The following is an 11922-nucleotide window of genomic DNA, read 5'->3' as shown; positions in this document are numbered from 1 at the left end:
CCCACCGATACCGAAGGCCCACGACCGGATGCGGACATGCATGCCCTCCATCAGTGCGATGCGGAACAAATTCTCCGTCCCGGCCATAGTAGCAGCATGCGCGATGCTGTCCGCCAATTGCTTGCGGTCGAAATCATAGCGCATCTGCAGGCGCACCGTCTTCCTGGCGTTCTCCGCGTTGTTCAGGCTGTCCTTCATCTGCTGGTGCAGCTCCAGCATCTCCAAGGCCCGCGACCAGCGCTCCTGTTCAGCCAGGGCCTCATGCAGCACTTGCGCAGCCCGCATGATATTGAGCGGATAACCACTCTGCTTCGCGATCGCCAACGCCTGCTCCGCAGCGATTTCCGCCTCCTTGACCCTATCCTCCTTCAGTTTAACTGCAGCGATACTGTAAAGGGCGAAAGACTCCGACTCACGGTCATCGATGCTGCGGTCCAAGGCGAGAGCGGCGTGGTAATACCAAAGTGCCGAATCCAACCGGTCCACATCCTCGAAGAAGTGGCCCATTTTGTAAAACGCTTTGGCCAAGGCATGCGGTACCGCGAGCTCCTTGCTCAACGCGAGGCTCGCCGCATCTGCGCCAATGCCTTGGCGCGATCAACCTTGTTCTTCCATACGATGCCGAGGTGCCCGCGCACAAGCGCTTCCCACCCCTATCTCCGGTGGCGACGAATAGCGCCAAGCTCTTCTCGAATTCAGCCAGCGCCATATCCAAATCGCCTTGCACATCCAGCACATTGCCCAGGTTCATGTGATTGGTGGCCTGACCGATGCGATCGCCGAGCGCTGTGTTGTGGTCGAGCGCATTGTGGTAATAGCGAATGGCTTGTTCTGGCAAGCCTTGTGCATGATAAATGGCCGCGATATTGTTCTGGCAAGTGGCTAAGCTCGATCGATCGTCGATCCGAGTGTATATCTCCTCGGAAGCAAGGAAGCGTTCCAAGGCCTCGGACGGAAGACCGCGCGCTTCATGGTTCATACCGATGTTCAACAGGGCGCTTGCCTTTCCCCGTTCATCCTTCAAACCTCGAACACACCCCCAGGCTGCTGTCGAGATAGGATCAGGCGCTATCCATGGCGCCAACAGCCGTGTGATACTGGCCGATGTTGTTCAGTGCATAGCCTACACGCTCCATGCTTCCTGCTCGTTGGTACACCTTCAGTGCGTTACTCAGGCATTCGCGTTGCAGCACGTGGTTGCCGCGCGCCTCGTGGATGAGGCTCTCGTTGTTCCATGCATCCGCCACGCCTGAACTTGATCCATTCGCTTGATGCGCGGCGCGGGCCTGTCGAAAGTAGGTCAATGCGCTATCCAACCCCCGAACATGAAGTACGAGGCGGCCAGGTTGTTGGTCGCGGTGGCCTTCTGGTGCAAGAGTGTCGTGCGCAAGAGCTTGTTGCTTCCCGTCCCGCCCGATGCCTTGTCCGCAAGCGCGATAGCATGGCGGCAAATGACGCGTTGGTGTCCGGGTCGGTGGTGTAGATGAGTTCGCTCAGGGCGACCATAGCTGCGATGCGCGCGGTATCATTCGGCGCCTTGGCAATAGCTCGTCGAACAGAATCCATGGCCGCCGATTGGGCCCGGACGAGGCCGCAGTTCAAGAGCAGCGCAAGGGCGAAGAGAAGGAGCGGGTAACCGGTCGACTGCTACCAAGGGCTATGCAGCGGGCAACAACTCATGATTCATGCGGCGTTCAGCAAAGGCAGGCATCAACTCCACTGCCGCCCGCCTGCAAGCGGAACGACATGAACAGAGGCCGCACTTGTCTCTTGCTTTGTAAGCACCTCCAATCGCGCGCGTGTTATGGCCGCACCATCGACATCAACGATTGGGCCTGCTTCATCCTGATGCGCCGCTGCGGCATCGTGCTCTTCGGCGAATGCATCATCCTCCAATGAAAGGACCAAAGCCTTGCCATACAGGTGGACGCGAATGGTGAGCCGGCCGATACCATCCCTCCGCGCAAGACGGCGCCAGATGGCTTCTTCGGCGAACGGCTGAAGCAGCATGGGCGGCACCATCACCTCCTCGGAATCGATCGGAGGTTCAACCTCTATCGCGTACTCGAAGCCACCCTTCATGCGCACCTTCTCCAATTCCAGGTAGTCCCGCATCACGGCCAGGTCGCTCGCAAGAGTTACTTCTTCTTTGCGTGCATTCTCCAATACGGCGCGCATGAGCCGCGCGAAGCGCGTTAGAAAAGCGGAGGCGATGTCGCTCGTTGGCTTGAACATAAGCGTTGATGCTCTGCAGGGCGGCGTGAATGAAGTGAGGGTTGATCTGGGCCCGCCAGACTTGGGTTTGTAGCTGGGCCGAGCGTCGGGCGTAGCGATGTTTGCGGCGACGTCGGTCGAGGACAGTGGCGCCGCCCCCACCCAGAAGCAGGAGCAGGCCTGCACATGCAACTAAGGTCGCCGTATTGCGCTCCTTGTTCGCGGAGATGTTTTCGATTGTTATCTCCCCTCTCCGCGAATGCGGCTGCTTGGCTGTGCGTGAAAGACTGTCGGCTGTGGAATCTTGCTCATGCTCGAACCGCATTGTAGCCTTGATCCAGGGCTTGTTCGTCTTCGAGCTTGTTCAAACTATCCCTCAGGTTCAGGAACTTCAACTTGAACGATAAGCCGCAGCGAGATTGCTGTTCGACTTGTACAACTTGGCCAGGAGTGCATAGCCGTTCCTTCTGTTCTTGGCCGACCCGATGCGCTCAGCCAAAGCCGTTCCCTCCAAGGCCAATCTGATGGCATCTTTAGGTCCACCCAGTCGCTGCATGTAGCCCGCCATGTTCATTAGATTATTCGAGTATATCTCATGTAATCCAAGTTTCTTGCTGATGCCCATGGCTCTCCTTGTATAGGCCAGCGCTTGAGGAAGGCTATCCAAGGCTTCCATTGTGTGTGCCAAACCCTCCAAGGTCTTGGCCACGCCTACGCTATCCCCAAACTCTACTGCCAGCCCCAAGGCCTCATTGAGAAGACCAAGCGCTTCCAAAGGTTGCCGAACCTGACGATAGTGCTGTGCCATGGACTGCGCGCTCCAGACCTTTCCAATATTGTTATAGTTGTATGCCATTGCGTTCGAATCGCGGATGGCCATCGAAACCCGCAGACTCTTGTGAAGTGGATCAATAGCCTGAGGGTGGCGTCCCGCATGGAAGTTGATCTTGCCAAGTTGTTATAGCTCTGCGCAAGACCAAGGCTGTCATTGATCGACCTCTCGAATGGTCAGGGCTTCGCGTAAGAGTCCCAGCCCTTTTGATATCTCCCCTTTGCTGACATGGTAGGCTGCGATGTAGTTGAGCAGATTTGATCGAGCGAAGCGCAAATACCTGTTCGATGGTTTGGATACAAGCGCTGAATCCGTAAGGGTGAGTGCCCGATGAAAGTAGACCAGCCCAGAATCCGCCATCGGCATGGCGAAGGCAAGTGCAATTTCCGCTAAGAGCGTTATCCTCGCAGAATCCGAATGCGCTACCTGGAAGGCGCCCTTGAGGAGAATCAAGGTCATTTGACTGTCCCTTCGCCTGACTGCACAAAATGACCACGCAGACCAGGCAACACGCAAAGCCGAATAAATATGGACCATTATGACGCATCTGCACTGCAAGCTGGCAGAACCAAATTAACACGATGCTAATTGCCCCTTACCGCAATACGGTAACATGCCCCCTCATTCTTTTCCTGCCCACGAAGTTCTTTGCATGCAGCTCGATCTGCCAGATGTACACGCCATCCTGCACCGGCGCTTCTCCCAGACTTCCATCCCACGCCTCGGCCTCATCATCCGTTTCGAAGATCATTTCACCCCAGCGGTTCCAGATCGTGAGGTTGTACTCACGCACGGCGAAACCATCCAGCGAGGGCAGGAAGACATCGTTGATGCCATCGCCGTCCGGGGTGAAGGTGTTGGGCACGTAGATGAGCAGGTCCGGGTCGATGATAACCTGCTGGTAGGCGGTGTCCAGGCAGCCATGTACGCTAGTGACAATCTGCTGGATGACGTAGGTGCCGAAGGTGGCGTAGGTGTATTGGTTGCCTTTCGGTTGAGGTGCGCCATCCCCGAAGTCGTAGGCCCACTAACAGCGAGCTGTGCCGTGTCCACTACTTGGATTTCCGGGGAGAGGATGCCCGTTCGGGATGGGTCCGCTAGAACCCCGCGATGGGCAGGGGTACCGTGATGAGGTCCGTAAGAGAAAGGGAGTCCTGGCAGCCGTTGCCGCTGGTGACGACCAAGCCGACCGAATAGGTCCCGGCGGGATCGAAGGTGACCGTCAGTTTGGGCCCTGTACCCGCGAGCGCCCCGTTGATGGACCATTGCCACGCGCGTTCGTGCAGGGCTCGCGGAATGGTGCTGGCGTCGGTGAATGTCAGGGCTCGTTCACGCACCGGACCGTATCGGTCGGGTCGAAGGCCACCTGGGGCAAGGGCCGATCTCCAGGGTGTCGGCGAGGAGGGTGATACAGCCCTGATCGCTCTGGGTCTGGGTGATGGGGAAGAACCCGGCGGAGGAGAAGTCGTGTGAACGGCGACAGGCACATCATAGCTGACCGGCGGAGTGTCCATGGTCCACGGCGTCGCCTCGATGGTGCCTTGCGGAATGGTGGAGGTGCTCGTGAGCGTGGTGCTGTGGCCAAAGCAGTTGGGGGCGATTACCATGCTGTTCACCGGGGCGGGATGGATGACAATGCTGCGCGTGGCCGTGTCAACGCAGCCGGAATGCAGAGGTCACGATGAGCCTATCCGTATAGGGGCCCCAGAGCTGCCAGGCGTGTGTTGGGTCTGTGCCGGTGGCATCCAGGCCATCACCGAAACGCCAATCCCACGTGTCGATCACATCCACGCCGCTGTTCCATGCAATGGTGGACTGGTCCGCGTAGGGGACCGTATCGTACTGGCAGGCATCGGCCGAAGTGAAAGCGGCCACCGGAACCGGATGGATGATCACCTCCTCTTCCATCGTATCGGCACAGCCACGGTCAGACGTGGCCGTGAGGGAAATGGAGAGTGTATCGGCAACGGGATAGGCGAACGGCCCCACCTGCTCACTGGTCAGTAGAGGTTGCCCGGTGATGGCCCATGCCCAGGTCTGAATGGTACCCGAAGTGATCGCACTGGTGTTGGTTATGCTCAGGGTCGAGTAGGTGCATACATCCGCCGCACTGAATTGCACTTGGGGGAGCGGATGCACGGTGAGCACCGTGTCGTTGGTGCTGACGCAACCCTGTGCGTTCGTATAGTCGTAGCGGATCCCGATCTGCTGTGCAGCAATCGGTGCCGGAAACACGGCCGCTGGGTCGAAGAGGCCAGGCAGTGGGGTCCAGATCGATCCATCATACAGGGCACTGAATGTTCCTTCGGGAAGGTCCACGAACGGGTGGAGGTCGAACGGGTCGGCGTCGATGCAGGCATGGATGCTATCGAAGACAACGTCCGTTGTGTCCTGGATGGTGAAGGGGATGGTGAGGGAACTGGTGCACTCATTCGCATCCGTGAACGAATAGGCCACCTCGTGATCTCCGCCACCGATGACGAGCGGGTCCGTGCTATTCGATGGCCATGTGAAGCTTCCGGGCCACGGATCAACAACCGGGTCCGGTAACGCGCCTGCGTTAATGCAGAATGGTCCGAAAGGATCCGCTGTGACATCGGGTAGCGGGTTCACCGTGATCTGTAGGGTATCCGCATCAACGCATTGGGCGTAGGTGCTGGTGGCAACAAAAGTGCTGCTGGCTGAGGATGCAGGGAAAAGCTCCAAGGCGGGCCGGGTGTAACCGCCGCAGAGGGCAGGAAGGCGATGCTGCCGATGCCGAAAGGCGCCGCAGCGGTGAACTCTACCAAGGTCGTGTCGGCTGCGCAAATAATACTGTCATAAGCAGCCTCCACGCTGTACGGCAGCACCACAATGGGGTCGACGCAGGGGAAGAAGGCATCACACTGGTTCGGAAAGACGACCTGCAGCGTGGGGCAGTACGTGCCCGGTCCGGCATAGCAGTGGGATGTCATCGCTCCACCACCTCCGGTTCCATCATCAAAATCCCAGAGGTAGGTGATGCCTGCCGCCAGCGGATTGAACACCTCGAACTCGACGCAATAGGGCGCGCAGTTCACGCTATCGGCCGGCTCCCAGGACCAGGGGCCGAGCACATCCGCAAGGCCCAGCAGATCTTCAAGGGTATCCACAACGATACAGTTGCTCCAGGCGCCGGGGCCTCCAACCTCTATTTCCAGGTCATAGACACCTGCACCGACCGTGAACGACACGCACGGGTTCGAGTTGTTCGCAGGGAGGACCTGTGAAGGTCCTTGAGGAAAGATGTAATGCAGGGTGTAGATATAGCTGTTGCCTGCGAGGGTGCTCGTGTCGCACACCGTGATGATGTACTCGCAACCAAGCGGACTGATGCTCACCTCGAACGCTGGTAATGGTGTATAGACCTCCACGGTCAGGCAGCTGGTGTCCGGGCAGTTGTACTGTGCGTCGATAATGCTCAAGCAGACCTCGTGAATGCCATTCGCGATGAACGTATGCGCCATGTTATGGGCCCCAGGAGCAGGGACACCGTCCACCGTCCACACATGGCCGGTTACTCCTCCAACCATCTCGGTGAACTCTACTTCCTGCCCCAGGCATGGCGTGGCATCGTCGATGCCGAAGGAAGATGCTGCTGGAACAGGGAAGACCACTTGCATAGTCTGGTCATCCGAACAGGTGCCCTGGTCCCCTTCCAGTTGCACCTCCAGGTAGCCGGGCGGGTCCTCAGGCAGAGCGACACGGCATCCGTGGTGCCAGGAATCGCCGTCCACGTGCCGAAGGGGAGCAAGCGGTAAGACCATTGGTAGCTGTTCAGACTGTTGTCCGCAGCCAGGTCCACGCAGTAGGGCCCACAGGGTTCGGTGACCGAGTAGCTGAAGGTGGCGAAGTCCGGTGCCGTGCTGATGGTGATGGCATCCTGATAAACCGTGGTAGCCGTGCACCCATTGATGTTCGTGGCGATGGCCGTTATCGTTAGCTGTCATCGTTCTCGTAATTCACAGGCCGGGAAGATGTTCCCGCCCTGGAACGGCATGAAATAGCCGGACGCTGGCGCCGGGCTGTCCGTAAAGGATACATTCCAATTCGTGCAATCATCGATGTCGTCGGGAGGCGGCGTGCATCCCTGGGCCGTGGCCACAAGCAAATCCCCATTGCCGAAGTCGATCTCCCATTCCACATTGAAGGTCTCGGTGGTGCTGAACTCCACGCACAGGGGAGGACATCCACTCGTGGGTGTGAATTGGAGTTCCGCGCTGGGCACATCAATATACACCTCGAAGCAACGTGTATGCGGACAGGTGGAGGTGTCGGCGGCTGCGGTCAAGCATACCGTATAGACGCCTTCGTTCGCATAGACGTGGGTGGGAGTATGGATGTCCGGTGCATCGTCCGCAGAATCGCCGACCAGATCAGTTCCATCACCAAAATCCCAGAAAAGGCTATCGTCGAATAGGGATTGGTTGGTGAACGACACTTTCGAAGGGAGTGGCGCAATCCTGTGCGATGGTGAAATCGGCGACCGGCCCCAGATGCAGATGGCGTTGGGGTAAGTGGAATCGGCCGCGCAGCCCAGGTTGGAAATGGTCAGCGTCACATCGAAGCAGCCGGTGTCGTTGTACATGTAGTTCACGGATGGTCCTGGCGTGGTCACGGTCCAGCCATCGCCGAAATCCACAGGTAGGAAGAGCCGTTCGGATTATCCGCCTGCAAGGCAACGCCCGCGCCGGCGCACAGGGCTTGAGGCACCGGTCCGAACCCGGCATCCAGGGCCGGTGATACCAGGATGTCCTGGCAATCGGTGATGATGCAACCCGATGCCGTCGTCACAGTAAGGCAGATGGTGTAGTTGCCGACCGCGTCGTATGACCAGATCGGATTCGGCGCATTGCTATCCTCCCCGCCACCATCGAAATCCCAAGAATAGCTGTACGGTGTCTCGCCGGGAATGACGTTCAGGTTGAACTGCGGCGCGATTGTCTGTCCCACACAAACACCAAAGGAAGACCTGTTAAACTCAACTCCGGCAGGTCAATCACGATATCGATCTGCTCCGTGGCCGTGCAGCCTTGGTCATTGGTGACGACGAGCTGCACGACGCTGCTCGCGGTGAAGGTCCACGTGAAGTCGTTGGTGTTGGCCTGTGGCGTGCCATTGACGCGCCAGCTATAGCTCAAGGTGCCACTCCCGCTGGATTGGTTCGCGAACGTCAACGTGACCGGGCTGAAACACACTGTGGTATCGCCTGGTGTGAAGGCTGCCACAGCGGGTCGAAGACCGCGATGGTAAATGTGGTGTCCGCAGAACAGGTCGAGGAGTACTCGATGTGCGCGCAGACCTGATAGGTCCCAGCGTCACTGAATGTATGGTTCCATACCAAGCCGTTCCCATCGACGCTTCCATCGCACCCGATATCCCATTGCACCAGGCTGGTGATGCGGGCTGCGTCCCGACGGCAGAGAAGGTGACCGGCACGTTCGCGCAAGTGGGCGAGGGGTTGACCGTGATATCCAGGACCGGAGCATCGAAGATCGTGACCGGGTGGCAGACCTCGTTGCTGCATCCACCGGAATTGGTCACCTCCAGGCAGGCTTCATAAGTCCCCGTGCCAACCCCGTTACAAAGCAGGTCCGTGGTGGCAGCGTCGCAGACCACATCGCCGGTGGACGTGTTGGTCAGCTCCCATGAGGAGGTCAACCCAGGCCCCGAGCCATTGACGAGATTGAGGTCCAACGGGGCCGGACAGTCCAGCACGCTGGTGGGGTTGAAGGCAGCCGTCGGATAGTCATCACTCACCACGATCGCGATGGAATCGAGCACCGCATCCGGACAGCCGTTCGCATACACAAGGTCGGGATAGTAGGTGCCCGAATCCGGGAAGCAGCAACTGAAGGTCGGGAGCCCATTGCCGGCCTGTGCGCACGGCAGGCCGGTCCAGGTCCAGCTATCGATCTGACCGGTAGGCGTGCTCGCATCGGTGAAGGTGATGCATTCCCCTTCGCAGATATTGGTTGCCGACACCGTGAACGAGGCGACCGGAAAGGGATTCACGCAGAACAGATCATCAATGACCGGGTAGGCGGTCCCATTCAACGTCACGGTCGCATCCCAGCATCCCACACCAAAGAGGGCGGTGTACGAACAGGAGCCAACCCCACCAGTAGAAGATCCAGCGTCATTCGTGAATGACCAATTGACCGAGCTACCCGGCCCGCAGGGCACGCCATTCACCTGGAGCGTGAGGATCTCCTGCCCGCAATACGGCGGCTGGTTGTTGGGGGCGATGGTCACATTGAACTGACCGAAGAGGCCTAGTGGGAGGCATGCCGCTCCATACGATATCACCGCCCACCTTACCGCTATGCATAACCAGGCATTCATCTTCAACCGCAGTGAGCGCTTCTATTCAAATCGAACCGGCAGGCACGGTCAAGAGCGGGCATCATATTATTCAAATATGGGGAATGAGAATGAAAGGAGAGCGACCTTGGCAGCACACGGTTGAATAGATTCGAGTCTTCCACGGGCCATTGCTGTTGCATAGCCTACAGGAAAGAAGGGCTGCTGGAAACTTCAGCAGCCCCTTTCCGGGCCTCTATCTAGTGCGCCACTATGATTGGGATGCAGCCATTCCGGTTGTTGCCGATCCACTGGACCACATAGCTGGCGGAAGGGAGGTGACCCAGTTCCATGACAAGCTCACCACCACGGTATTGGTACACCGCTACTTCCTGGCCAAGCATGTCATGCACCCGCACAGCGAGTTCCCCGCCATGCTCTGTGCTCCGGAGGATGAAGCGGCCGGCGCTCGGGTTCGGGAAGAGGAGCGGATTCGAATTGCCCTCAAGATCGTTTACTCCCACAACACTATTCCTTAATCGAGCTATGCGATTCCTACCAACACCATCGAAGCTCGTGAAGTACACACCAATCACCACGCCATCCCCAACGGCGACCGAAGAGACAATCTCCGACGACGCGCCGGAGCCAGGATCGAACCCTTCGTCCAGCGTGCCGTCACTGTTCAATCGCGCAATGCCGTTCCTGGGCTCGTTGTCGTATTCGGTGAATTCACCTGCAATGATGATGCGACCATCAGGCAGGAGATTCATCGACATCACTCCGCCATTCACCCAAGCCCGGCACCTGCGGCAAAGACCGGGTCTATACTCGCCATCGGGCAACAGCCTGACGATACCAACTGGTGTTCCTCCGGGGAGCAATTCCAACCTGTCCGCCAACGAGAATGGCACCGTCGGATTGCTCCGCAAGGCACATCACCATATCGCCGGGGTTCAGTTCAGGATTGAAGCTCAAATCCAAATCACCATTCGGATCAAGCTTCGCCAAACTGTTGCGTGGAATCCCATCATACGAGTCAAATGCACCTCCCACGAGTAGATGACCACTGGCTAAACGCTCAATCGCAACCACATATCCGCTGAATCCCGCCTGCTCGGCAAATGAGGCATCAACGCTTCCGTCCATGAACAGCCGCACGATACCTCCCCGCTGGAAGCCGCCGAATCCGGTGAAAAAGCCACCTGCAATCAACCCTTGCCCAGGCTGCATGCATAGCGCCAAGACGCCGGCATCAGGCCCTGTTGCTCCCTCCATGGGATTGAAGCTCTGGTCCAGTGCCCCGTCCTGTTCCAGCAGGGCAATATGGCGCCTTTCGTAGCCATCGAAATGGCCGAACGTTCCCCCTACGAACCAGCGACCATCGCCAAACCGTTCCATTGGGAAGATGAAACCGTCAGGCCCAGCGCCCGGATTGAACGTGGCATCGAGGCTACCATCAGCATACAATCGTGCCATTCGCTTCCGAACCTGGCCGTTTACCATGCAGATATCTCCCGCTAGTAGGACTCGACCGTCCGCCTCAGCGCTCACGGAAACCACTCCGCCACTTACACCTGTGCCCGGGTTGAAACCCACATCGAGTTGACCTTCTGGCAGCAACCGTACGATGCGCCCGTCAAGACAACCGTCGAACGTTCCAAATCGACCGCCGACGAATAACCGGCCATCAGAGCGGCGTCCCAAGCAGAACACTTCATCATCGGCTCCTGTTCCAACAGCGAACGAATCGTCGATGGCACCATTGGAATCCAGTCTGGCCACACGCCCTGCATTCTCACCATTGAATTCCTGTGAACAGACCGCCAACAAGGAGTTTGTCATCTGGCAGAACCAGTACCGCTCTTACTTCATCGTTCGCCCCGAACTGACGCTGAAACTCTGATCGAGAACCCCGTCAGAATGTGGGCGTGCTATACGGCATGCATTCACGCCATTGTACGAGGTGAAGCTACCGCCAACAACGATTCGCCCATCGCTCGCAGTGAGAGGGTGCGTATCGAGCCTTCTGCGCCATTGCCCCAGAGCGAAGTTCCGGATCTGCACCATTAGCGTCGAGTCGCACTACTCTGAAATAGGGATAGAGCGTGGTTCCAACTGACATAGTGGATAGCCGTAGTCAGGATTTTCTCGATCGCCCGGTTGAATCATGCAAGGCCCCCGGATAACTGCAATTTGCGCATTCGCCGAAAACGTCATGTCCAGAGCTCCAGCACTCGTGAGCCTGGCCAAGAACATCATGGACTGCCCGCCAACTTCTAAGAAGTTTCCTTTAATTAGGATTCGCTGGTCAGCCTGTATGGCGATCGCGCGAACCTCCCCATCTGGGCCGGCCCCTACGCTGAAGCTGGCATCAACGTCTCCGTTTGGTGTAAGTCTGGCGACACGGTTGCAGCTCTGGCCGTTGATGGTCGTGAAATCGCCTCCGACAATCAAGCTTCCGTCCGCCTGCAGGGCCATACAACGCACGGGACCGTCAGCTTCAGGTGCATATGTGGGATCCAATGTCCCATCCGGTTGAAGCCTTGCAATTC

17 protein-coding genes are annotated in these 11922 nt (G+C 58.0%); all 17 read right to left on the bottom strand.

Annotation, left to right across the window (positions count from 1 at the left end):
* Positions 1–418 precede the first annotated feature (418 nt).
* On the bottom strand, positions 419–943 hold the full coding sequence (locus IPK70_14585; GenBank protein ID MBK8228386.1) for a tetratricopeptide repeat protein: 525 nt from the start codon (positions 941–943) through the stop codon (positions 419–421).
* Between the two features lie 118 nt (positions 944–1061).
* On the bottom strand, positions 1062–1316 hold the full coding sequence (locus IPK70_14580) for a hypothetical protein (GenBank protein ID MBK8228385.1): 255 nt from the start codon (positions 1314–1316) through the stop codon (positions 1062–1064).
* Positions 1317–1710: 394 nt separating this feature from the next.
* A complete protein-coding gene (locus IPK70_14575) occupies positions 1711–2235 on the bottom strand; it encodes a histidine kinase (GenBank protein MBK8228384.1) in 525 nt (174 codons plus the stop codon).
* Positions 2236–2605: 370 nt separating this feature from the next.
* Positions 2606–3094 carry a hypothetical protein gene (locus IPK70_14570; protein ID MBK8228383.1) on the bottom strand — a complete coding sequence of 163 codons (489 nt, stop codon included), beginning with the start codon at positions 3092–3094 and terminating at the stop codon, positions 2606–2608.
* Between the two features lie 105 nt (positions 3095–3199).
* A complete protein-coding gene (locus IPK70_14565) occupies positions 3200–3505 on the bottom strand; it encodes a hypothetical protein (protein ID MBK8228382.1) in 306 nt (101 codons plus the stop codon).
* 136 nt (positions 3506–3641) lie between these two features.
* The gene (locus IPK70_14560) at positions 3642–3911 is read right to left on the bottom strand and encodes a gliding motility-associated C-terminal domain-containing protein (protein ID MBK8228381.1); all 270 of its coding nucleotides are present in this window, start codon (positions 3909–3911) and stop codon (positions 3642–3644) included.
* Between the two features lie 232 nt (positions 3912–4143).
* Positions 4144–4383: a hypothetical protein gene (locus IPK70_14555; protein MBK8228380.1), complete on the bottom strand. Its 240-nt coding sequence runs from the start codon at positions 4381–4383 to the stop codon at positions 4144–4146.
* A 316-nt stretch (positions 4384–4699) separates the two neighbouring features.
* A complete protein-coding gene (locus IPK70_14550) occupies positions 4700–5659 on the bottom strand; it encodes a hypothetical protein (protein MBK8228379.1) in 960 nt (319 codons plus the stop codon).
* Positions 5656–6801, bottom strand: a complete 1146-nt coding sequence (locus IPK70_14545) for a PKD domain-containing protein (GenBank protein ID MBK8228378.1) — start codon at positions 6799–6801, stop codon at positions 5656–5658. Before IPK70_14545 ends, IPK70_14550 begins: the two co-directional genes overlap by 4 nt.
* 209 nt (positions 6802–7010) lie before the next feature.
* A complete protein-coding gene (locus IPK70_14540) occupies positions 7011–7706 on the bottom strand; it encodes a PKD domain-containing protein (protein ID MBK8228377.1) in 696 nt (231 codons plus the stop codon).
* Positions 7679–8017 carry a PKD domain-containing protein gene (locus IPK70_14535; GenBank protein MBK8228376.1) on the bottom strand — a complete coding sequence of 113 codons (339 nt, stop codon included), beginning with the start codon at positions 8015–8017 and terminating at the stop codon, positions 7679–7681. Before IPK70_14535 ends, IPK70_14540 begins: the two co-directional genes overlap by 28 nt.
* On the bottom strand, positions 7984–8205 hold the full coding sequence (locus tag IPK70_14530; GenBank protein MBK8228375.1) for a hypothetical protein: 222 nt from the start codon (positions 8203–8205) through the stop codon (positions 7984–7986). The genes IPK70_14535 and IPK70_14530 overlap by 34 nt, the downstream gene beginning before the upstream one ends.
* Complete coding sequence (locus IPK70_14525) at positions 8195–9319, bottom strand: PKD domain-containing protein (protein MBK8228374.1); 1125 nt, start codon at positions 9317–9319, stop codon at positions 8195–8197. Before IPK70_14525 ends, IPK70_14530 begins: the two co-directional genes overlap by 11 nt.
* 308 nt (positions 9320–9627) lie before the next feature.
* Positions 9628–10161, bottom strand: coding sequence for a T9SS type A sorting domain-containing protein (locus IPK70_14520; protein ID MBK8228373.1), 534 nt, complete (start codon positions 10159–10161; stop codon positions 9628–9630).
* Positions 10162–10192: 31 nt separating this feature from the next.
* Entirely contained in the window at positions 10193–11212 is a 1020-nt protein-coding gene (locus IPK70_14515) for a delta-60 repeat domain-containing protein (protein ID MBK8228372.1), read from the bottom strand.
* 21 nt (positions 11213–11233) lie between these two features.
* Positions 11234–11437 (bottom strand): delta-60 repeat domain-containing protein, encoded by a 204-nt coding sequence (locus tag IPK70_14510; GenBank protein MBK8228371.1) that lies wholly within the window; start codon positions 11435–11437, stop codon positions 11234–11236.
* Between the two features lie 15 nt (positions 11438–11452).
* Positions 11453–11922, bottom strand: a 470-nt coding sequence (locus IPK70_14505) for a hypothetical protein (GenBank protein ID MBK8228370.1), incomplete at its 5' end; no start/stop codon positions are given.

The organism is Flavobacteriales bacterium, assembly GCA_016712535.1.
In the GTDB taxonomy this organism is placed as follows: Bacteria; Bacteroidota; Bacteroidia; order Flavobacteriales_F; family PHOS-HE28; genus PHOS-HE28.
Note: the sequence above shows the minus strand (reverse complement) of the source record. Positions and strands in the feature narration are given on the sequence as shown.